The organism is Candidatus Bathyarchaeia archaeon, assembly GCA_038882715.1.
GTDB lineage: Archaea > Thermoproteota > Bathyarchaeia > Bathyarchaeales > DTEX01 > DTEX01.
Genome location: JAVZNR010000009.1, coordinates 31,917 through 53,761, shown reverse-complemented (window position 1 = coordinate 53,761; position 21,845 = coordinate 31,917). Strand labels below are relative to the sequence as shown.

19 protein-coding genes are annotated in these 21,845 nt (G+C 44.7%); 10 read left to right on the top strand and 9 right to left on the bottom strand.

Annotated elements, in window-relative coordinates:
• Positions 1-5 precede the first annotated feature (5 nt).
• A complete protein-coding gene (locus QXR61_06730) occupies positions 6-530 on the bottom strand; it encodes a hypothetical protein (GenBank protein MEM3757638.1) in 525 nt (174 codons plus the stop codon).
• Positions 531-870: 340 nt separating this feature from the next.
• Between QXR61_06730 and QXR61_06725 the strand changes: the two genes are divergently transcribed.
• From QXR61_06725 to QXR61_06715, 3 genes are all read left to right on the top strand, one after another.
• A complete protein-coding gene (locus tag QXR61_06725; protein ID MEM3757637.1) occupies positions 871-2,808 on the top strand; it encodes a DUF6785 family protein in 1,938 nt (645 codons plus the stop codon).
• A gap of 185 nt (positions 2,809-2,993) precedes the next feature.
• The gene (locus QXR61_06720) at positions 2,994-5,261 is read left to right on the top strand and encodes a pyruvate formate lyase family protein (protein MEM3757636.1); all 2,268 of its coding nucleotides are present in this window, start codon (positions 2,994-2,996) and stop codon (positions 5,259-5,261) included.
• A 21-nt stretch (positions 5,262-5,282) separates the two neighbouring features.
• A complete protein-coding gene (locus QXR61_06715) occupies positions 5,283-6,185 on the top strand; it encodes a glycyl-radical enzyme activating protein (GenBank protein ID MEM3757635.1) in 903 nt (300 codons plus the stop codon).
• Positions 6,186-6,233: 48 nt separating this feature from the next.
• Here the strand turns inward: QXR61_06715 and QXR61_06710 are convergent, their stop codons facing one another.
• Positions 6,234-7,469: a DegT/DnrJ/EryC1/StrS family aminotransferase gene (locus tag QXR61_06710; protein ID MEM3757634.1), complete on the bottom strand. Its 1,236-nt coding sequence runs from the start codon at positions 7,467-7,469 to the stop codon at positions 6,234-6,236.
• 125 nt (positions 7,470-7,594) lie between these two features.
• Here QXR61_06710 and QXR61_06705 point away from each other — a divergent pair, with 125 nt between their 5' ends.
• From QXR61_06705 to QXR61_06685, 5 genes are read left to right on the top strand one after another with little or no spacing between them, the layout of a single operon-like run.
• The gene (locus QXR61_06705) at positions 7,595-9,565 is read left to right on the top strand and encodes an ABC transporter substrate-binding protein (GenBank protein MEM3757633.1); all 1,971 of its coding nucleotides are present in this window, start codon (positions 7,595-7,597) and stop codon (positions 9,563-9,565) included.
• A gap of 12 nt (positions 9,566-9,577) precedes the next feature.
• Complete coding sequence (locus tag QXR61_06700) at positions 9,578-10,642, top strand: ABC transporter permease (protein MEM3757632.1); 1,065 nt, start codon at positions 9,578-9,580, stop codon at positions 10,640-10,642.
• Positions 10,642-11,478, top strand: a complete 837-nt coding sequence (locus QXR61_06695; GenBank protein ID MEM3757631.1) for an ABC transporter permease — start codon at positions 10,642-10,644, stop codon at positions 11,476-11,478. Before QXR61_06700 ends, QXR61_06695 begins: the two co-directional genes overlap by 1 nt.
• A 28-nt stretch (positions 11,479-11,506) precedes the next feature.
• Positions 11,507-12,475 (top strand): ABC transporter ATP-binding protein, encoded by a 969-nt coding sequence (locus QXR61_06690; GenBank protein ID MEM3757630.1) that lies wholly within the window; start codon positions 11,507-11,509, stop codon positions 12,473-12,475.
• Positions 12,457-13,284: an ATP-binding cassette domain-containing protein gene (locus QXR61_06685; GenBank protein ID MEM3757629.1), complete on the top strand. Its 828-nt coding sequence runs from the start codon at positions 12,457-12,459 to the stop codon at positions 13,282-13,284. The genes QXR61_06690 and QXR61_06685 overlap by 19 nt, the downstream gene beginning before the upstream one ends.
• Before the next feature lie 194 nt (positions 13,285-13,478).
• Here the strand turns inward: QXR61_06685 and QXR61_06680 are convergent, their stop codons facing one another.
• The gene (locus QXR61_06680) at positions 13,479-14,987 is read right to left on the bottom strand and encodes an alpha-glucosidase/alpha-galactosidase (protein MEM3757628.1); all 1,509 of its coding nucleotides are present in this window, start codon (positions 14,985-14,987) and stop codon (positions 13,479-13,481) included.
• A gap of 111 nt (positions 14,988-15,098) precedes the next feature.
• Positions 15,099-16,160, bottom strand: a complete 1,062-nt coding sequence (purC, locus tag QXR61_06675) for a phosphoribosylaminoimidazolesuccinocarboxamide synthase (GenBank protein MEM3757627.1) — start codon at positions 16,158-16,160, stop codon at positions 15,099-15,101.
• An 83-nt stretch (positions 16,161-16,243) separates the two neighbouring features.
• On the opposite strand from purC, the gene QXR61_06670 reads away from it, so the two are divergent.
• Positions 16,244-16,585 (top strand): helix-turn-helix domain-containing protein, encoded by a 342-nt coding sequence (locus QXR61_06670; protein MEM3757626.1) that lies wholly within the window; start codon positions 16,244-16,246, stop codon positions 16,583-16,585.
• A 42-nt stretch (positions 16,586-16,627) separates the two neighbouring features.
• Entirely contained in the window at positions 16,628-17,449 is an 822-nt protein-coding gene (locus QXR61_06665; protein ID MEM3757625.1) for a sulfide-dependent adenosine diphosphate thiazole synthase, read from the top strand.
• An 86-nt stretch (positions 17,450-17,535) separates the two neighbouring features.
• Here the strand turns inward: QXR61_06665 and QXR61_06660 are convergent, their stop codons facing one another.
• The 5 genes from QXR61_06660 to QXR61_06640 form a co-directional block, all read right to left on the bottom strand.
• On the bottom strand, positions 17,536-18,393 hold the full coding sequence (locus QXR61_06660) for a hypothetical protein (protein MEM3757624.1): 858 nt from the start codon (positions 18,391-18,393) through the stop codon (positions 17,536-17,538).
• Complete coding sequence (locus tag QXR61_06655) at positions 18,390-19,181, bottom strand: KaiC domain-containing protein (protein ID MEM3757623.1); 792 nt, start codon at positions 19,179-19,181, stop codon at positions 18,390-18,392. The genes QXR61_06660 and QXR61_06655 overlap by 4 nt, the downstream gene beginning before the upstream one ends.
• Positions 19,182-19,306: 125 nt before the next feature.
• A complete protein-coding gene (locus QXR61_06650) occupies positions 19,307-19,921 on the bottom strand; it encodes a hypothetical protein (protein ID MEM3757622.1) in 615 nt (204 codons plus the stop codon).
• Between the two features lie 93 nt (positions 19,922-20,014).
• Positions 20,015-20,923: a carbohydrate kinase family protein gene (locus tag QXR61_06645; GenBank protein ID MEM3757621.1), complete on the bottom strand. Its 909-nt coding sequence runs from the start codon at positions 20,921-20,923 to the stop codon at positions 20,015-20,017.
• Positions 20,913-21,824: a formylmethanofuran--tetrahydromethanopterin N-formyltransferase gene (locus tag QXR61_06640; protein MEM3757620.1), complete on the bottom strand. Its 912-nt coding sequence runs from the start codon at positions 21,822-21,824 to the stop codon at positions 20,913-20,915. Before QXR61_06640 ends, QXR61_06645 begins: the two co-directional genes overlap by 11 nt.
• Between the last annotated feature and the right edge of the window lie 21 nt (positions 21,825-21,845).

The window sequence follows — 21,845 nt, the reverse complement described above, 5'->3', positions numbered from 1 at the left end:
TTTAATTATTTTCTTCTTATGAGACTTATGATCATAATTGCCGCACCAGCTGTCGCTAGCACCGTTCCAACATCAATATATGGATATATGGTTGGCGGATGAACATAAACCGAGACATAGCTTAATTTCGTAGAGATATAGGTGGCATCAGAAGGAATGCTAATAATCAGTATTAAATCCATTGGTTTATCGACATCATATGTTATAGGCGCGAGCTTTGAGTATTGCCCCGTATATGATGTCCCTCGCGTAGTCTCCATCATTCCCTCAATCGCTCTTCCACTTTCTTTCTCCACAACCATTAATGTTATTGCCTGTGTTGCAGCAAACCTCACCTCAACTTTATCTCCTGGCTCTACAACACCAATAGGTATAGATAATGTTGAGTTCCCCGGCATTATTAAAGTTAAATTCTCTTTCAATATCTTTTTTTCCTCTTTAGAAGGCATTGATACTTGGAGCAAAATTAAGCCTATGACAAAAACAGATATTCCCAATCCCATCAGCATAAGCCGAGTTTTCTTCTTCATATAAATAACCCTCTAAATTTTCTCGCCATTATTAAAACACTTTGAGTGAAAATAAAGTTTTCTCTTAGGTCAATGATGAAAGCATTAAGTATTGAGATTAGCTGGATTGGAACTCTATTCGCATACCGCTGCAGCATTTAAGAGAGCGAATCTTAGTTGCTGGCTTTAATTTTCTAAGAAAAGACGGGTAATTTTATTAGATATTAATAATTTTTAGATGGAAGAGTACGAAAAGCTTTATTAAGTGTTACACTAATATTTTAAAATCTGTATGCCCTAAGGGGGGTCTTATACGACTGGAGAAAAAGTTGAGAGGGTCCTTACTCCAAAGTTCTGGGCTATAAGTATACTCATTACAGCGCTCTTCGCCGCGTGGTCTACATTTCAAAGCGGATATATGATGTACGGTGGACTCATGTTCAGCATGGGGCAAAATGTTGTTGGGATGCCTACGGGAGCTTTACTATTGATGGGACTTTTCTTCTTGTTGACGTGGGTAATACCCGATCTGAGAAAAATTAATCCAAAGCAGCTGCTGGTCTTCTATGGTATGATCGCCATATCCTTGGCGCATGCCGGATACTTTGTCCCTTGGTGCTACTATAATGGCATGATAGGCATTAGAACCTACATAACAGACTGGGATGCACACATACCATACTTCTGGGCCCCACCAAGAGAAGTATGCGAAGTAATGTATTTAGGCGGTCAACCTGTCGATTGGGGTTCATGGATGGCGCCTATGATCTTCTGGACCACCTTCTTTATGCTGTACACTCTTTTCGCGTTGTCAATAGTGTCAATCCTTGGCAGAAGGCTTGTAACGGAGCGAAAACTTCCTTATCCTTTCGGTCAAATGGCAGCTATAACTATTGAACTTGCTATTACAGGCGCAGAACAGCAACCTCAGCGGGCTAAACTCTTCTTAATCGGGGCTCTTATATGCTTTCTTTACTATGTGCCTTGGTGGCTGCACTTAGGATGGCCATCAATTCCGGATATATACGGCTGGTATTCTCCACCCTTTGGTGGCTTCTTCCCTGGTCAAATTAACTTAGGCAATTTAAATGGCGCCCTACCATGCGCCAATATATCGTTCCCATTTGCGCCGTTCCTATGGGCCTGGTTCTATCTCCTCACAACAGACATACTTTTAACAGCTACTATAACCTGGCTTCTAATGTATATAATACTGCCGCCAATCGCTTACACTCTTGGTTTATTCCCGGCAACAGCTGTTGATTGGGGTTCCTCGGTTTGGACTTACTGGAAGCCTGGAGCTATGGCTTATTTGGGCTTTTGGCCAGCGTTTGCTATAGTACCTTTAATTCTCGATCGCAAGTATATTGCGCAGACGATTAAGTCTGCAATTAAAGGCGAGCCTGCAGGTCCAAGTGATCTCCTATCATATAGATCGGCATACGTTCTTTTAATAGTGTCATTCATAATTATATTAGCGTTCTGGATGATTAGTGGAGGGGGTCTAATAACATCGCTCTGGGGTCTCCTCTACGTGATCATCTCCCTATTAGCTTTCGCAAACCTCCGCGGTGAAGCTGGAATGTTAATTTGCGCTCATGGATTTTGTGGATGGTTCCAAGCTTTATGGCGGCACGTAACCGCCACTAACGACGTGGCTGTAGCAGTAGCACAGGGACCAAATTATTCGGTTCCCATATATCTTACTTACATGACGACAAGCGACATTCATTATGGGACAGTCGGTGGTAAACTAGCTTATACGCTTGATACTCTTAAGGTTGCTGATCAGCGTGGTTTGGATCTGAGAGGTCTCTTCCCTGCGCTTGTGATTGGCTCATTAGTTGCCATAGTTGTTTCAACACCTATCGTACTATGGTCTTATTATACTATCGGCTTCCCAAGAATCGCCATACATGGAGACGGGATCTGGTGGCCAAACCAGCTGTGGCCTTCATCTATGAACGCCTCTCCCAGTCCATATGAGCCAAACGGACTTCTACCATACGCTTCATTCGGCTTCATACTAGCCGCCATACTATACGTGCTTAGGATGCGATTTGCCTGGTTCCCACTGCACCCGGTTGGACTTTATTTAGGCGGAATTGGTCCCTGGTTCCCAACTGGAGCTGCTGCCCCGGTTGCACTAATACTCAGATATCTAACGTTTAGGATTGGTGGGTCAAAGCTATACGAAGAGAAAGGCGTCCCATTGGCTGTAGGCGTGTTCATAGGCTTTACATTCTTCCTACTCGTCGGCGGCATAATATCGATTTGGAGAACATTCTACCCCGCATAAACTTCCTTTATTTTTATCTACCTGCTTTTCCTGATATTATTTCGAATCCATTAATACTCGCTCAGTCACTTTCATGTAAATTTTTACTTCTCAACTACTTAGTTCTACCTCCTACTAGAGAGAAACGAATATATCCAACCTGCTAGAAATAAATGTAAAAACCATTAGGAGTGAATCAAAGTCAAATGGGGAGCGACATCATTGTTTATGAGGACTCCGGCACGTTTTTAGAAAGGCTGAATAAATTGGATGAAGAGTTAACTTTCAGCGAGCGGCTAGAGATTCTACGAGAGATAAAGATGAAGCATACGCGTGAGAAGCAGAAAGTTATCGGCATTATGGATCAGGATGATCATGGAAGGCTTCTCCCACCGCCTGAGCTTAGAGAAATAGTTGAATATATGGGTCCTTCAGGTGAACTGGTCAGAGATGTGAAACTAAATAACTTTAAGCCCCTAAGCAATCACCCAAGTGGAGGGTTCTTTGGGCCGAAGATTTGTGGGGAAAACTTTAGGTTGTTTCTTTCCGCGCACCCAGTTTACATAAATCCTTTCAGTTCTATACTTGGCGGCTATATGGCCTATTTCATGAGTTACCGAAACCCGCATTGGAATCCGGATCTTTCCCCGCCACAGCATTTAGTAGAGGCTTGGAGTAAATACGATATTTATCCGGGTGTAGGCGCAGTTCAGCATTTCTGCCAAGATATGCAGATAGGCTTTGACCTTGGTTGGGGAGGATTACTTAAGAAAATACGCTATTATAGGGAGATTAACCCTCAGGCTGCGGATTTCTACGACGGATTGGAAAGCGTAGTTATCGGGGTTCAGGAATGGATGGCTAGGCATGTTAAGGCGGCTAGGGAGCTTGTTGAGAAAGAGAGAAACCCAACTTTACGCAGGAATTTGAAGGCTCTGGCTGACATGAATGAGCGGCTAATTAATGAGCCGCCTAGAACATTCTGGGAAGCCTGCCAGTGGACGGCTTGGTATCAGATGATTGCCCGAATGTATAATGGAAGCGGTTCCATGGGGAGAATCGATGTATGGCTTAAACCATTTTATGAGCGTGATGTGGCCGCCGGCATATTAACCGATAAGGAAGCCATTTTTCATCTCGCATGCCTGTTTTTAAATGATACGCAGTATTATCAGCTTGGTGGACCGGACGCTAATGGTAGAGATGTCACAAACAATCTCTCATATCTCGTCTTAGAGGCTGTTCACAGGCTTAAAGCGCCAGCCAACATAGGGATATTTGTTTGGGAAGGGTTGGAGCCTAAGCTCCTGGATAAGGGAGTAGAAGTAATGCTTGAGGATAAGATGGGTTTCCCGAAATTCTTGGGAGGTGACGCTCTAATAGAGGGATTTATGAGAAATGGGTACCCAGTTGAGCTTGCGCGTGAAAGAGCCTACTCCGGCTGCCACTGGTTCGCCATACCGGGAAGAGAGTATGCTCTGCAAGACTGCGTTAAGATTAATTTTGCCAAAGTCTTCGAGGTTGCATTTTGGGAAATGATGAATGATCTAAATGTTGAGCCGAGCGTGGAAGAGCTGTGGCGCCGTTTCGAAGCGCATTTAAGGAAAGCCATAGATATTGTTCGAGAGGGCCTAGATTTTCACATGGAAAATATGCATAAAGTTTTCCCCGAGCTGGTGTTAGACCTTCTCTGCTACGGCCCCATAGAGAAGGGCCTTGACGCATCTAATGGGGGAGTTGAGTACTATAATCTGTGCTTGGATGGAGCTGGCATAGGCACCGTGGCCGATTCTTTTGCCGCCATAGAATTAAGGGTAGAAAAAGAGAAAAAGATTTCGTGGAGGGATCTCGCCGAGGAGCTTAAAAACAACTTTAGGAATGAATATGTCCGGTTAATGCTGCGTAACATACCGCATTATGGACAAGGCGGGACTCACGCCGATGAATGGGCGGTTAAAATCGCTAAAACATTTGTTCGACTGGTTAAAGAGAAGCCAACGCCTAAAGGATACAACATTATTCCGGGGCTCTTTTCTTGGGCAAGCATGCTCTCTATGGGCCAAAGGGTTAGTGCGACACCGAACGGGCGGCGCGCAGGCGCACCGATATCGCAGGGGGCTAATCCTGAACCAGGGTTCGGTGGTACCCCAACGTCGCTCGCTATAGCTGTTGCAGCGGTACAATGCGGGTATGGAAATACTGCGCCGCTGCAGCTAGACATTGATCCAACAGTTTACAGGGGGAGAAACGGCAGTGAAGTCGTTAAAGCCCTTATACTTGGACACTTCAAGCTAGGCGGAACGATGATTAACTTGAATGTTATTGACAAGGAGAAGATACTTGAGGCTCACAAAGACCCCTCAAAATATCCTGATTTAATAGTGCGCGTTACGGGTTTCAGCGCTTACTTCGCCAGCCTATCTAAAGATCTAAGGCAGTTTGTGGTGGACAGGATACTTGCAGAGGAATCCTAGCGCCGAGAAACGGTGGTTTTAGTGGTAAAAGGCTTAGTCTTTGACATAAAGCGTTTCGCGGTTCATGATGGCCCAGGCATACGCACAACTGTTTTTTTGAAGGGGTGTCCTCTTCGCTGTTTCTGGTGTCAAAACCCTGAGGGGATAAAGCTGAAGCAGGAAATAATGTTTTATCCAGAGAAATGTATTGGGTGCGGCGCTTGCGTGGCTGTGTGTCCTCAGAGCGCGCATGAGATAAAAAATGGTGTTCACGCTTACTTTAGGGATAGATGTGAGAGCTGTGGCCGATGTGTAGAAGGATGCTGTTCTGGGGCTCTTCAGCTTGTAGGCAGATGGATGGATGTTGATGATTTAATTAAAGTGGTTTTAATGGATAAGCCGTTTTACGAGGTTTCAAATGGCGGCGTAACTTTATCTGGCGGAGACCCAATGGTGCAGCATGAGTTTTCATATACTTTCCTTGAAAGATGCAAATCTGAGGGGCTTCATACGGCTATTGAGACCGCAGCCTACTGTAAATGGGAGATTCTTGAGAAGCTTCTTTCCGTAACAGACCTAGTAATGATGGATATAAAGCACATTGACCCGGAGTTTCACCGTAAGGTGACAGGGGTAAGAAATGATATAATACTTGAAAATGCGAGAAGGCTTGCTGAAACCGATAAGCCTCTGATAATCCGCATCCCAATAATACCAACAATTAATGATTCGCCTGAAGAGGTTGCGGCAATAGCTAAGTTTATACAGCCATTTAAGAACTTGCTGTTTCTTGAACTCTTACCCTTCCATCGACTTGGAGAGGTGAAGTACAGGGCGCTAGGCATCAACTACCCGGCGAGCAACCTTAAGACCCCCTCAAAAACAAAGATGCAGGAGCTTGTTGAAGCCGCCAAAAAGTTTGTGCCTAATGTTTTTTCAGCGTGAAATAATATGGAGGTAAGAGGGTTCAGCTCTAGAAGGTTAATTTCGGTTTTAAGCTAGTTCACCAGCATTTTTCTTTATTTTTAGTATGGCTTCGGCTATGTTATCCATGTCTTCGCTTGTTCCTAGGAATAAGTATTGAGGTAATTCGACGGCTTCTTCATTATAGGCTTTTTCAGAAACTGGGAAGCTAGGCTTAGCTTCCACGTATCTTTTATAGGATTCACTCCACTTCGGGAAGTGTAACGCCATGTGGAGCGGTGGGTGCGGTTTACCGCAAGGTATGCCCTCAGCCCTTAAAGCCATGATGAACTTGTCGCGTGGAACACCGCCGAAACATTTCGAATCGTATTTAAAGCAGTATGGCCAAGGCTGATGTTTAGTTAATCGCCCATCCACTTTAACTGGCTCTACACCATTAATTTCCTTAAGTCTTTTATCTAGGTAAACTTGGTTCCTCTGCCTAACATTAAGCTGCTCCTCAAGCCTCTCAAGCTGAACCAGAAGGATTGCTGCCTGAATCTGCGTCATCCTATAATTATACCAGTTGATTATTTCTGTCGGTTCTATACCCTCCCCGGCGATGCCCCCCTCCCTTAACCTTCCACAATCCTTTATGGCATAGCATCTATCAGCGTAAGTCTTGTTATTGGTGATTATTATGCCTCCTTCGCCAGCGGTCATAAACTTACCTTGCTGGAAGCTGAAGCAGCCCATGTCCCCTATAGAGCCCGCCGGCTTATCCCTCCAAACGAAGCCGTGACCCCTAGCGCAATCCTCTACTAACACTAAGCCGTGCTCTCTACATATTTTAGGCAGTTTATCCATGTCTGGGGCCGAGCCATAATTATAGACTGGGATAATAGCTTTAGTTCTATCTGTGATGGCTTCCTCAACAGCGTTGGCATCCATACAATATGTTTCGGGGTTAACATCGACTATAACTGGCGTAGCACCAGCCATCAGAACGGCGCTTCCAGTAGCCCAGAAAGTTAACGCTGGAACTATAACCTCGTCGCCGGGACCGACGCCAGCAGCTAATAGGGCGACATGCAACGCTATTGTGCCATTAGCGACGCATATGCCATATTTGCAGCTATGGCTCCTAGAAAACTTTTCCTCAAACTCAGCCTCCTTAGGCCCGCTTATACCGACACCTCCACCCCAATATCCGCTCCTCACAACCTCCTCAACAGCCTTGACCTCCCTCTCATCGAAAACCGGCCAAGAAGGCCACTTTCTAACCCTAATTTTTTCGCCTCCCTTAATTGCTAACGCGGACACCATTTATTAACCCACCTAAAGTTAAGTTAAGGTGAAATGTATGTATTTTTCACTTTTAAAATTTTTCAATATCATTAAAAAAATTTATAAGGAGTATAATTATGCTCTTATCATTGGAGGAAGATTATATGAAGAGAAGATTTCTATTTTTTACACTGATTTTGCTGCTATTCTCCATCCTAAGCATGGAGCCGATTCTCGCCCAAGAGCTAAAGCGTGAAGAATGCCTAATAATTACTGAAGAGGAAGGAACGGCAACATTGCCTGGACCAAACTTTAACCCTTATAGCCCAGACGCCTGGTCCGTCTGGCATATGGGAATATTTGAGACCCTATACATTTTTGATAACATAAAATTTGGGTTGATTCCATGGATAGCTGATGGTCTACCCGCATGGGTCGATGAATACACTCTTGAAGTAAAATTGAAGGATGCTTATTGGCAGGATGGGACTCCATTAACCTCTGAGGACATCATATATAGCTATGAGCTGCCGAAAAGGTATCCTGAAACAGGGGCAGTAGCGCTAGCTATGTGGCCATCCCTAAAGAAAATCGAGGCTGTTGATGCGCACACTATTCGCTTCTACGTTAATGAATCCCTGCCATTTAAAGTTTCGATTTATGAAACGCTGTGTTTTGGTTGGATTATTCCTAAACATATCTTTAAGGAAGCGGAGAAAGAATATAAGAGTATAACTGAGTTTACTTTTGAGTCACCAATAGGCTCTGGACCCTACAAGCTCCTAAAATGGGAACCTACTAGGATAATTAAGGAGCGATGGGATGAGTGGTGGGGTAGAAAATATTTTGGTCTTCCTGAACCAAAGTACTTGATCTATATTCCGTCTACTGGCAACGAGGAAACCAATAGGATGATTTCGCTCGCCGTCGTCGACGGGCTATCCGCTATAGCTCCGGGATGGAAAGATATGCAGAAATACGGCGTCTTCTCATGGTTTACAGAACCACCGTTCGTATCGCCTTATCCGGTGCGGGTAAACTTTATAGCAATAAACAATGAACGATTCAGAGAGCGATTCGGTGAATACGATTCTAGGATAAAGATGGCATTAGCCTACGCGATTGACCGGAAAATAATGTGTGAGCGAGGCTTCTTTGAATTAGCTGTGCCGATAAATGATCCAACATTCATCTTGCCAGATAGCCCACTAGCTTTCCTAAGAGATGAAGAGGTGGTGCGCGACTACACATTCGCCTATGATCCCGATAAAGCGAAAAGAATTCTAGACGAAGCCAACATAGTAGACCGTGATGGAGACGGAATAAGGGATCTACCGGACGGGACTCCTGTAACGCTTACAACAATCGATGTTGAAGGCTGGACGGATTGGATGGCTGTTAATGAATTATTTAAGACATATGCTACTGAGATTGGCATATATGTGGAAGCATTGCACCTTGATTATTCGGTCTGGGAGTCAAGAGTTCGAGCGGGCGACTATGACACTATGACATATTCAACGAGCGCATGGAGCCCCTCTGGCTTATGGGCCTTCCTAGGTGTCTTCGATTACCGCTACCCCTCATGGCCTATGATAGAGGGTTCTCCTCTAAGATATAGGAACGATGAGCTATGCTCAATAAGAGATGAGCTCGCCAAATATCCGAATCCTTTGGACCCAGAAGTTAAACCCGTTCTTAAAGAGCTTATGGGGAAAGCTCAGAAAATTATTGCTAAGGATCTGCCAGCAATACCTGTTGGCGTGTGGGGATATGAATTTGGTTTTCAAACAAAATATTGGAGCGGTTGGCCAACGGAGAGCAATCCGTACCCGTTCGATGAGCAGGGCAATCCAGGATTCCTTAACGTGCTATTACACTTGAAGTCAACGGCTGCTCCAACAATACCATTGCCGCCATCAATACCTGAAGAGATGGAGGAAACAATAGCGTCCATCTATAATGCCACATTAGCACTAAATACCGCGGTGAACTCTCTTTCAATAAGCGTGGAAAATCTAGCGTCAATGGTTCGCGATCTACAAATGTGGTTAACAATTCTAGTAGGGCTAAACATAGTAATCCTAATAATAGTGCTAGTGGTTTTACTCTTTACGCGAAAAATTAAGGGTTGAGGCGGAGGTCAGATGGCTTCAATGAGAGCGAAATTTTCCTCTCCCCTATACAATTTTTTTAAGCGGAAAATAATAGTTTACGTAGCAACTTTTTATCTTGCTCTTACCTTCGTATGGCTTCTTCCTCATTTAATGCCTGGAGACCCGGTTCGCGAGAAGGCGCTTAAAATAATTGCTGCTGGAGCGAAGGGTGGAGGCACCTCGGTACCTGGGCTAACGGAGGTGCAGGTTAAGAGATTATATGAATACTGGGTGAAAGAATTTGGTTTGGATCAGCCTCCGATAATACAGTATTTAACTTTCCTCAAAAATTGTTTAACCTTTAACCTAGGAGTTTCAATAAGGTTTTATCCCACAAGGGTAAGCGATTTGCTCATGCAGAGTTTACCGTGGAGTCTAGCTCTACTAATGCCGGCGATTATAGTGGGTTGGATCCTAGGAAATTATTTGGGGGCTTTAGCGGCGTATAGAAGGGGTATCTTCGATAAGATTCTCTATCCGCTCTCGCTTTTTGCTTCTCAAATGCCATATTACTGGCTTGCGTTAGCACTAATATATGTGCTAAGTTTTCATGCTGGAATTTTCCCACCCGGAGGCGCGTATACAAAGACCCTTAATCCTTCCCTATCATTAACTTTCATTTTAGATTTGCTTAAGCATTATGCGCTGCCGTTTATCTCGGTTACGATACCATATATTGGGGGAGAAGCTGTGGGAATGAGGTCCCTTTTAATCTATGAGATAAACTCTGAATATATAAATTATTCCGAATCCCTCGGCTTCAGCGATAAAAAGCTTCTCTCCTACGCTTTTAAAAACGCTATGCTGCCTCAAATAACAGGGTTACCCATATATTTTGCATCCGCCTTCGGGGGACAGCTGGTTACTGAAGTTGTTTTCGGGTATCCGGGCATAGGGGCCCTACTGTATTCCGCGGTGATTGGGCAAGATTATCCGTTGATTCAAGGTGGCTTCCTAATGATAGTGACCGTTACAATAATAGGTAATTTCCTCATGGATGTTTTCTACGCTTGGATTGACCCGCGCATACGCATAACTTATAGGGGTGAAAAATAATGAGAGTAAAAGAGTTGTATAGGCGATCACCCAAGCTTCTTATTGGAACAGCAATATTCTCTTTTTTCGTTTTTCTCGCCACTCTGGGCAGCTTACTATACCCAGTTGATCCGTTAAAGCCGCAATTTGATTCACTCATGTCCCCCTCATTAGAGCATCCTTTAGGGACAGATATTTTAGGCCGCGACATACTTGCTCAATTAATATGCGGCACCAGATACTCGCTTAAGATAGGCATAATGGCGGCGCTCATAACTACTGTTATCGGTGTGGCAATAGGCGGTATAGGCGGATACTTTGGTGGCATAGTTGATGAGATCCTAAATTTGGCGTCGAATGTTGTTTTAACTATTCCAACGATCGCTTTCCTAATAGTTATCGCGGCTTATTTCAGAGAGCGCTCCGAATGGGTTATTATACTGCTCATAAGTAGCACGGCGTGGGGCGCTATGGCGCGTAGCATAAGATCCCAGGTTCTCAGTCTAAAAACGCGGGACTTTGTAGATCTCGCGAAGCTTTCCGGGATGGGTAAACTTAAAATTTTATTCTTTGAGGTATTGCCTAACATGATGGCCTATCTTGTGATGTACTTTGTTCTTAACATTGCCATAGCCATAGGCTCTGAAGCTGGTTTAAGCGCGATAGGCCTAGGGCCTACAGCAATAGTGTCTCTGGGCATGTTACTACGTTGGGCAATAGTGTGGGAAGCCGTCCGCTACGGGGCATGGTGGTGGTTTATTCCAGCCGGGCTTTCAATAACGCTGATCACTCTCTCGCTTCTCCTAATAAACGATGGGCTTGAACAAATATATAATCCGAGGGCCAGAAGAGGCTAGTTAAATAAATGCGTGGGTTGGATGAAAAATGCTGCTTGAAGCCGTAAACATTAAAGGCTACTATAATACGTCAAAGGGATATGTTCGCGCTGTAGATGGCTGCTCGTTGAAGGTTAAAGAGGGAGAAATAGCTGGTATTGCTGGGGAATCTGCCTGTGGAAAATCCACGCTTGGAAAACTGTTGATCGGATACGATAAGCCACCATTAAAAATGATTGAAGGAAAAGTTATGATTGATGGGATAAATATTTATGATTTTCCCTGGAGCAAAAGAAAATCTTTATGGGGGTCATTGGTTGCAATGATTCCACAATACTCAATGAACTCTTTAAACCCAACCATTAAAATTTCAGACTTTATAGTGGACGCTATGAAGGAGAAATTTCAATCGAAAAGGGTGTCTAAGGATGAGGTGCTGAAAAAAGCGGGGCTCAGGTTTAAAGAGCTAGGGCTCTCGGCAAGTGTGCTAGACATGTATCCTTTCGAGTTAAGTGGTGGAATGAAGCAACGCGCCGTTATAGCGATCTCAACGCTGTTAAACCCAAGGTTATTGGTTGCTGATGAACCCACGTCAGCACTTGATGTTTCAACACAAAAGCTTCTTCTAGAACTGTTGCTTTATATCGTGAAAAATAAGATTGTGGGTTCACTGATAGTTATAAGCCACGATATAGCAAGTTTAAGGCAAATATGTGATCAAATATACATAATGTATGCTGGTAAAATAGTGGAATCTTCGCCAATAGATGAGATCATAGATCATCCATTTCACCCCTATACAAAGCTTCTGCTAAACGCGGTAATAACAATTCAGCCAGAGATAAGGGAGCAGAGACTGAAAAGCATTTCAGGAACGCCCCCACAGCTAGTTAAACCACCACAAGGCTGCAGGTTCTTTGAGAGATGTCCAGACGCCATGGGAAAATGTAAAGATGAGGAACCCCCATCAATAGAAGTTAAGCCTGGAAGGTTCGTTGCATGCTGGTTATATGGGTGATGCATATGGCTCAAGACCTGCTTAAAGTTGAGAATTTAACGAAAGTATTTTCAACCGGCTTCATAAGGCGTAGAAATGAGATAGTTGCAGTAAATAATGTTAACTTCTCCTGTAGGTCTGGTGAAATAGTTGGAATAATAGGTGAGAGTGGGAGTGGAAAAACAACCCTTATGAAGATGATACTCAAATTGTTAAAACCGACCAGCGGCGCAATATATTTTGAGGATAAAGACATATGGGAAATACCTAATAAACAATATTATAGGCATGTTCAAGGGATCTTCCAAGACCCCTACTCTTCAATAAACCCAGTATATAGAGTTAAACACTTGTTCGCCAACTCCTCCAATCTACTTAAAGGTATGCCCAAGGATGAGATAAAAAAGCGCATTAAAGAAGTTATTGAATTGGTGAACCTTGAGGTGGATGTTCTTGATAAACACATTGATGAGTTAAGTGGGGGTCAATTGCAGAGAATACTATTGGCGAATTGTTTATTAGTTGATCCAGACATAATCCTGGCGGATGAGCCGACCAGCATGATAGATGCTTCCTTGAGAGTAATGATACTTAACATCCTCAAAGATTTGAGTGAAAATCACAATAAGCTCATGATATTTATAACCCACGATATAAGCCAAGCCTTTTATATATGTGACCGAATACTTGTAATGCATCAAGGGAGAATCGTGGAGCAGGGATCGGCCGAGAGTATAGTGTTTAACCCTCAGAATCCCTACACAAAAAGACTTATAGCTGATGTGCCGAGGCTCAAACAAAAATTTGAGTTTTCTAAACTCCTATCTTAGTTATCTTTTATCTAAGTCTCCTTGCAGCGAAGGTAACAGGACAAGGCTCATTAGAACGAATAAATATCCATATCGCTCCGAGTACAGTGACGGCCGCTTCCGCCATGAGCGAAAGAAAAAATATAATGTTTCTTTTTAAAATTTTCGAATTTTGGCTTAAAAATTTTGGTAGCTAATGTAAATTTGGCTACTTGTCAGCTGAAATGTTTTGCCATTTCAGTATTCTCCGGAAGATTCAGTATAGCGTCTATAGCGTCATTTATCTGCTTCATGTTTTTGGTTCTTACGTCCGTTATGAGCCAGTGGATGAGCGTTTCTCTACTGCCCTTTAAATTGGCTTCTATAGCCCATTCAGCCCTCATTATCCTATGCAGCATAACGTACTTGTAGAGTTTATCCGGGATTGCGCCTTTAGGTATCGGGTGAATGCCCTTTCCATCCACAACTACCTGGGTTTCGACGGCTATGTTCTCTGGAAGATTAGGTATAGCTCCCTTGTTCAGCAAGTTTACGTATATGGGGGCCATAACCTTGTTTCCAAAGAACAGCATCTCATAGCTATCGGTTTTCCTATTATTATGGATTGAGTCAATTAGCGTGGCTATGACTTCACCGCTGGGCTTGGGCGGTATCGCCTGCGATACAGGTTTCGAGGAGTCGAAGGCTATCCTGCTCATCTCCTCCAGATTTCTCCTAACCTGCAGTATTCTTATGGCGCAGCCTATCTCTGAGTCAGGGCCGCCGTAAGGTCCATACCAGTACTGCTTAGTCTTTAGGTCCCAATGGTATTTCCATGTTCCTCCGCGGGCGCTGTCCCCTATTGGGAGGTAACCGTAAATTCTATACATGTCTATGGCTGCTGGGCATAGATCCAGATCCCATGGGCTTGTCGTATGTTCTCTCCAAACAGCCCAATACTCTTCAGAGTTCTCTTTAATCCAGTCATCTAAGTACTTGTATCCGTCTTCACCCTTATATCTAAAATTGGTCAACCATAGGACGTGATTTAATCCCATCATATCGACTTCAACTTCTCTCATATCTACGAGCTTCATCGCCTCCTCGCAGCCTTCAGGCATATGAGCCGCATAGTATGGGGTCACGTTTTTACCCAGCTTCTCCTTGGCTAGACGCATGGCTAAAACGTCTATGGCCGCCCTATAGCCTAGGAAGCCGTGGCATATTCCGGCGACTTTAACTTTTGTTTCTCTGCCAACGAGAGTTGTGAGTTCAAGAACGGGGTTTGAGACAATAAGGAACCATGCGTTTGGAGCGTGCTCCTCAAGGTCTCTAGCTATATCTAAATGAAGCTTAAATAAGTAGTAGCCCCATATCGTATGGTAGTCTCCGACGTAATTCCATTCGACGCTGTTGATTCCCCTATAATACCCGTGCTCCTCAGACAAATCCCTCATCTTCTCGTAGTATAAGTATCCTTTAGGCAGAGCCGTAGATATAATGAAGTCAGCGTCCTTCACCGCCTCTATTCTGTCTTTCGTCGCGTAAACTTTCACCGATATATTTAACTCCTCAACATATCTCTTAGCCAAGGTTGATATTATGCCGAGCCTATAGTCGTCGATGTCCATAAGCCATATCTCGGAGCCACGTAAACCCTCGTTTAAAAATATGTCAACAAGAATCCTACTGGTCCATCTGGCGCTGCCAGCACCTATAAAAGCGATTTTAGGCCCCTTAAACATTCCTAACCCTCAAAAAATACAATGCTTATGGAAAACTTAAGCCTTAAGATGAGGAAAGCTGTTCTTGCAAACATGTCCTGAAAAAGAAAATTAATGTAAATAAGTTTTTATTTATGGCTTGAGGTTTAAGAGAATTTCCCGTAGCTCTTCGAGTATATCAGTGAGTTTTCCCACGTCAAAGAATTTTCTTCCAGTAATCTCGTTTGCCGTAGCCATATACATTTGGCTTATCAGAGCCTTAAGTCTGGGCTCCAGCTTTGGCGGCACTGTTTTCACTAGAGTTTTCCAGTTTTCTACGCCCCGCTCCCTCGCCTCCCTCTTAGCTTCCTCAACCTCTTTTGCCCATTCAGTCCGCCTGTAATATATTCGGGCAACCTCTTTGCTGACGTGGATCCCCTTATACGTGAACCTGCATTCGTCTAGTGTTCCAACAACGTCGACAACCATTAGCCGCCTCTCAGGATCGAACGCCAGCTCTATTTTCCCATCCTCATTCACTAAGCCAGCTCTCTCAGCCACATCGGTTATAGTCTCATCAACCTTTAAAAGAACGTTTTTAATCTCCTCAACATCCTGTTCGGTTAGCCCCGCGATTCTTCGGGCTTCCTCCCAGCTAACGTATCTGTCGCCTTCCTCAAGCTTCGTGCTAACGTCGAAGATGGGCTTAGAGAGGCGTTCACCGGGCTTGGGCATGTGATCCAACCCTAAATCTTTCAGGGTTATGAGACCTTGTTCAAGCCTTTTAAAGACGGATGAGCCTTCAGGTAAACCGTTCCTATAAATTATTTCTAGAGGTAGTAGGTAGTTTCTCAGTCGAGGCGTGTAGATACTGTAATCGTATTTGAGTTTGCCGTTCTCCACGTAAGCTCTAGGCCTATACACGTTCACCAAGTTAATCTCCATAATGTTTGTTGGCTCTTCCAATTCATCGAAATGGACAACCTGCCCCTCGCTGTTCACGAGCCCACGATAATGGGTTCTTATGTTTTTCTCCTCAAGTCTTTCAAAGCAGTAGGCTCCCATAAGGCATAGGGATGCGCCCTTCCCCTCTATATGATCAGGCATTTCGCCCCAATCAAAAACCGAGTAACGGTCTGAGAAGTGGAATCTACCTATGCCCATGGTTTCAGCGGTCGGCTTCTTGATTACCTCTAGATCCTTCACGCTTCCCATGTGCTATCCCTTAAAAAATCTGAGCAGCTCTCCTTTATATTCTTTGAAACGAAAATTTAATTTATAAGCTCGTTATATTGATCTTGAGTGGAACCATGTATCTGCCATGCGAGTCCATTGGGCGCCGCCTCACTCCAGTGTTTAGGGCTTACATAGCTAAGGAGCTTATTGAAAAACATGGTTTCACGCAGATCGAGGCCGCGAAGAAGCTTGGGATAACGCAAGCGGCCATAAGCCAATACTTACGTTCAAAGCGTGGGGTCAAAGACCTAGAGGAATTTAAGGATTTTCTACCCCTAATAGAGTCGGCTGCGAGCGAAGTGGCGGGAGAAATAGTTTCCGGAAAAATTGATTCAAGTAGGGTAGCGTTAAAATTATGTGAGCTATGTTTATCCATACAGAGGAAGAGCTTAGAGCATAAATAGTAGGCTAAGCATCTTCACTTGAAACGAACGGCGGTGATGTATATGATATGCGGGATTAAGAGCGTTGAAGAGGAAACCGTAACCAGAATGATAATCAGGAAAACCATGGAAGATTGGCTGAACATCGCTGAGACAGATGTTGTAATCGTTGGCGCCGGCCCCTCCGGGCTTACAGCCGCAATGTACACGGCTAAGGCGGGGCTAAAAACAGTTTTATTCGAGAGGAGGCTTTCCTTCGGCGGGGGCATGGGCGGCGGAGGGATGCAGTTTCACAAAATCATTGTGGAGACGCCGGCAGACGCGATTCTAAGAGAGATTGATTGTGGGATGGAAGAGCTGGAAAGCGGCGTTTTTATTGTTGACGTTGCTGAAATGATAGCTAAACTGGCATCTAAGGCCATAGATTCGGGAGCAAAGATAATTTTAGGCGTAACCGTTGACGATGTAATATACAGGAGCGATCCGCCTAGGATAACTGGTGTAGTCATCCAATGGGCGTCTGTCGTCATGGCTGGGCTCCACGTAGACCCCCTCGGGATCAAGGCGAAAGCCATCGTGGACTGCACTGGGCATGACGCAGAGATTCTCTCGGTCGCTTCCAGAAAGATTCCGGAGCTAAACATTTCCGTTGTGGGCGAGAAATCCATGTGGGCTCCTCAAGCCGAAAAGCTAATTGTTGAGGGCACTAGAGAGGTCTGCCCAGGGCTTTTCGCTGCTGGCATGGCTGTTGCGTCAATAGACCGAACGCCGCGGATGGGGCCAATATTTGGAGGGATGCTGCTTAGCGGGGCTAAGGTGGCGCAGCTAATCGCAGACAAGATTTTGGGAGAAAGAGCGCGTAAAATAACGCCGATTACATTTTAAGATCTTGGCTTAAAGCCTTCGTGTTTTCTCTAAAACCCTGACTTTTCTTCACTTAAATGCGGAGCCTTTAGTAGGATGAGGGAAACTTACTCTTTTTGCAGCCACTCTAATATCTGTTTATCTAAGGGTTTCGTTTTCCGCCTCTTTTTTCTAGGCTTAAACAGGTATCCTCCTATTGTTTTATAGGCTTTTTCAGCGAGCTCATCGGTTTCCCCATCCTTAAACTCGCGCCAATTGGGGTCATGTTTAAACGTTTGTGGGTTAACCCATTCTGGAGTGAACTTTTCGAGGTCTTCGGTCTTCAAAGATACGCATACAGCGTCTAGTTCTCGGTGTAGGCTCAGCGGGCAGGTGAAGACTCTTGTGAGGTCGATTTTATTCTCTACGGTTACTTTACCGCTGCATAGTGGCTCTGCGAAAACTGATGATAGTCTGGAGTTCACGTATTCAACAATGGCGTACGCTAGATCTAGGGGATTATACTTCTCAAGTAGGCTACCTGATATGCTTCTCTCATTTATATGGATGTGGCATCCGTTCCCAGACCACTTAATGTAAACCGACCTTTTAATCCCCCACTCGCTTAGAAAACGCGCTATCTCCTTAGCAACCCGTATTGTTTCCTTCCAGTTTGATAGTTCGCTGTCAACATCCCATGTCGGCGTACAGTAAGCGATGTTTGACTGATCATATAGGTCTTCTACGCGCTGTAGGTTTCTATAAACGTTAGCCGTAGCGTAAATAGACCTTAAAGCACCGTTATTTATCCTGTCCAGATCCCTTAACCCCTCTATTTTAATGGGTTTTCCCTCACTAGTGTACCGCTTAAAAGCTAGGTTACCGCTTGAATCTAGTTGGTGTAGGGCGACCCATCTCCCCTTACAGAAGTCTAGGATTTCTCTTTGTACGTCTGGGCGTGAATAATACTCGTTTAGGGTCTTCAAGGTATCTCGGCTTCCCTTCTTTCGGATGCCCTTTGGATGCGCTCCATAACGTGTCTAGGTAAAGATATGTCTTCTTTCCGCATCTCAACTGGCTTAACTATTGTCAGCCCCTTCCCCGGCAGTATCGCGACCTCATACATTTGTAGGCTGTGGTTTGTCTGTCTCATCTTCTCGATGAGAATATAGCGCTTCAAAACGCCATTTCTAACAGCTCTACGGAACCTTATTATGCCGTCAGCTATGTGTTCTATGCCCCAGCCGAAGGCCTCAGAGGTCGTTATAGCGTACTGTGAGGTCGCCATGACTGTGAAGTCCCACTTGAACAAAACCTTCTTCACGAAATAGGAGTATCTTCTAGCCATAGCTGGCTTATCGAGCCAGAAAGCCGAGAGCGAATCGATAACTAGGCGAGCTCTACCGTAACCCAAAAACTTTTTGGCCTCAATGACCTTATTCACAAGCTCCTCGATGTCTAGGCTTTGGAGAGACCATTCATCTTTAGCTCCCATTAGCGCATCAATAATCACCATTCTCTTCTCAGATATACCTTTAGAGAAATCGAAGCCGAACTGTGCCGCCTGCGTGATTATGGATTCGCGGCTTTCCTCGGTGGTCACATAAATACACTTGTCTCCCTCAGATATTCCCTGAGCGATGAAATGTATGCAGAGAATGGTCTTTCCGGTGCCCGGTTCACCTGTTATCGCTACGGTGAAGCCCTTAGGTATACCGCCCTCAAGCATAGCGTCTAATTCACGTATACCCGTCGATAGGCGCTCAATAGTCATCCTGAATCATCTTCCCACTCTACTTAAACCTCAATCACTCGGGAACGCAACCCCTTAAGATAAATTATTGAAGCATAGCATTAATTATTTTTCTTGGCCCCTACCCTTTCTTATAGGCCATCTTCTTATTGGAAAACGTTCGGCCTCATATTCAAGTACACTAATGGGCCTTTCTCCCTTGGTAGGCGGGATATTCTGGCGCTTATAGCGTTATAGATTCTTAAGGGGTCTATTGCTATAATGTTTGCATCTTTACTAGGCTTTCGAATGCGTTTAGCTATCTCTTCAACTATTAGGTTTTCAGCTATGAACTCAACCATGCATATTTCGCCGTGCTTTATGAGTTTTCTAACAGCCATATCCTTCAGATCCGTTTTATAGTCCATGTGCTGATACGCTTTCTTGGCAATCCTAATATTCTCTATGTAGTCTTTCGGCATCTCAAATTTTGTTGACAGGACTCTGACTCGCTCTTGCCACTTCTTAAGCCACATACCAGCCCAGAAGTTTATTGAAGTCCTTAAATCTGCTGGTTCTCTCTTAAAGTATTCTTCGATTCTCCTATAAACCGTCCGAGCGTCCTCAACTTCCAGTTTCACCTTCAGCCACGTCTCTAGATCCCTTGAGGCGTAGACAACCATTTGATAGTCAAGCGTATACGGCTTAAACTGTGGAATATAGTTCCCAAACTCCTCGGCGAGAAGGGAGAAAAGTCTATTGCGAAAATTCATGGCACTCATTAGGCGCACTCACACACTTCTCTAATATTGGAAGAAGCGGAATTTAAAAGTTGCTAATAAAACCTAAATACCTGTTAATCTATAACTCGAAGCCTAACGGAGCTCCAGCGGTAAACTCTCCAGTCTTGGGAGCCCATCCCTCGCCCCCATCCTCGTTAAGCATCTTGAAGCAACAAAGTTTCCGAGAACACCGCATTCTCTTAGGCTCTTCCCTCTGAGTAACCCATATATGAAGCCTGCGCAGAAAGCGTCGCCGGCACCAGTCGTATCAACAACTTTAACCTTAAATGGGTCTATTAAATGTTCTTCGTAGCCGTCCGTAACGTAGCAGCCTCTCTCCCCAAGCTTAACCGCAACGATCTGCACGCCCTCATTGAGCAGGATTCGGGCGCCCTCACGATAATCTCTCCCAGTTAAAAGGCGCATTTCACTCTCACTTGGCAGGAAAGCGTATGTTTTCTCTATTATGGGTTTAAGGGCACCTAAGCCTTTCCGGGCATAGATAACTCCGGGGTCAAAGGTGACTTTAATGTTAGGAATGCTTTCAATCAGCTTTCTCTGGGCTTCGAAGGGCGGTTCTCCCGCAAAGGAGGTCAAATGTAGAATTTTTGCGCCTTTAACGTAGTCCAAGTTTATTTCCTCGTATCTTAGCGTGTTGTTGACGCCGGGGTCTAAGTATAATGCTCTGTTTCCCTTCTGATCCACGAAGCCTATAACCGACCCGCTTCTACCCGCCTCGGAAACGACTATTCCATCCGTATCAACGCCCTCGCTCAAGAAAGCCTTTAAGAGTAGTTCGCCTTCCCTATCTTTAGCAACCTTGCCAATATAGCCAACCTTAACGCCAAGCCGCGCCAACCCCACAGCGGTGTTGGCGGCTGAGCCGCCGGGGCTTTCGCTAAAATCCGTTATCACGCTCTCCTCGTCTGCGCCCGCTAACCTATCAACCCTATAGAGCTTGTCGACGTTCAGCGCGCCGAAACAAACTACCTCAAAAGTCATGCATAATCTCCTTTAAGGATATAATGTATTTGCCGAGCTTACCGTCATAATTCCCAGCTGAGATTCTTACAACGCCTTTAACACTCATGGCAGCCCTGATGCCCGCTCTCATGGCTTCTTGAACGGAGTCTAGAGTTAACCCATTTATCACTATCTCCGGTATGTAGCGAACGCCTTCTGGAACCTTGGACTCAGATCCAAGCCTGCTTTTCAGTGATGGGCAATAGGGGTGGTTGGTTGTAGGGCCTATTTGCGGAAACTTTGTTTCAGGTTTTGAGCCGGCTGCACATATGTCGAAGGGTGTGACCACGCTCTCGATTTGGCTTATAGCCCTCAAGGCTTTTCTCCCAGCCTCTAATACGGCTCTCTTTGTTCGACACATGTACCAAAAGTTTCCGCCCATAACCCCGCGGCCATAGCCAAGAAAACGTTCAATCTTGAAGTCTGGAACCATTATTGGTACAATTATCATTTCCCGCCCGTACCGCCTTTCAATCCACTCGTATCCGTCGCCGCAATGCCCTATCAGCTCCAGCGTATCAACCTTACCTATAGGGTTTGGGCACGCGTCGAAAACCGATGTGAAGGGCTTAACAAGTATGTCCTGTCTGATTCTATAGGAGAGTTCCCTATAAAATCTCCTAACCGCCTCTTCAACAGGTTTTCTCTCATCTATTCCGCTCCAAAACTGCAGTATCACACCTAAACGCCCATCAGGCGTCTCATTTTTCGGAACCCAGCGTTCAATTCCCCCCTCAATCCGCCCGATAACCGTTGAGGGGGTTGCGGTTGCATCTTCAGCCGCTTTTATGAGGATTCTTTTATCGCTTGCAGTGACAAGGATCCTAAAATATAATCCTTCGAAGGCTTCAGCGTAAGTATCCTCAATAAATGCATTCATCCAAGTCACCGCTCATAAATC

Bases quoted from the DNA above. Each gene is read 5' to 3' on its own strand.
- QXR61_06730 (MEM3757638.1), bottom strand. From the start codon at position 530: ATGAAGAAGAAAACTCGGCTTATGCTGATGGGATTGGGAATATCTGTT.
- QXR61_06720 (MEM3757636.1), top strand. From the start codon at position 2,994: ATGGGGAGCGACATCATTGTTTATGAGGACTCCGGCACGTTTTTAGAA.
- QXR61_06710 (MEM3757634.1), bottom strand. From the start codon at position 7,469: ATGGTGTCCGCGTTAGCAATTAAGGGAGGCGAAAAAATTAGGGTTAGA.
- QXR61_06705 (MEM3757633.1), top strand. From the start codon at position 7,595: ATGAAGAGAAGATTTCTATTTTTTACACTGATTTTGCTGCTATTCTCC.
- QXR61_06700 (MEM3757632.1), top strand. From the start codon at position 9,578: ATGGCTTCAATGAGAGCGAAATTTTCCTCTCCCCTATACAATTTTTTT.
- QXR61_06695 (MEM3757631.1), top strand. From the start codon at position 10,642: ATGAGAGTAAAAGAGTTGTATAGGCGATCACCCAAGCTTCTTATTGGA.
- QXR61_06690 (MEM3757630.1), top strand. From the start codon at position 11,507: ATGCTGCTTGAAGCCGTAAACATTAAAGGCTACTATAATACGTCAAAG.
- QXR61_06685 (MEM3757629.1), top strand. From the start codon at position 12,457: ATGCTGGTTATATGGGTGATGCATATGGCTCAAGACCTGCTTAAAGTT.
- QXR61_06680 (MEM3757628.1), bottom strand. From the start codon at position 14,987: ATGTTTAAGGGGCCTAAAATCGCTTTTATAGGTGCTGGCAGCGCCAGA.
- purC (MEM3757627.1), bottom strand. From the start codon at position 16,160: ATGGGAAGCGTGAAGGATCTAGAGGTAATCAAGAAGCCGACCGCTGAA.
- QXR61_06665 (MEM3757625.1), top strand. From the start codon at position 16,628: ATGATATGCGGGATTAAGAGCGTTGAAGAGGAAACCGTAACCAGAATG.
- QXR61_06655 (MEM3757623.1), bottom strand. From the start codon at position 19,181: ATGACTATTGAGCGCCTATCGACGGGTATACGTGAATTAGACGCTATG.
- QXR61_06650 (MEM3757622.1), bottom strand. From the start codon at position 19,921: ATGAGTGCCATGAATTTTCGCAATAGACTTTTCTCCCTTCTCGCCGAG.
- QXR61_06645 (MEM3757621.1), bottom strand. From the start codon at position 20,923: ATGACTTTTGAGGTAGTTTGTTTCGGCGCGCTGAACGTCGACAAGCTC.
- QXR61_06640 (MEM3757620.1), bottom strand. From the start codon at position 21,824: ATGAATGCATTTATTGAGGATACTTACGCTGAAGCCTTCGAAGGATTA.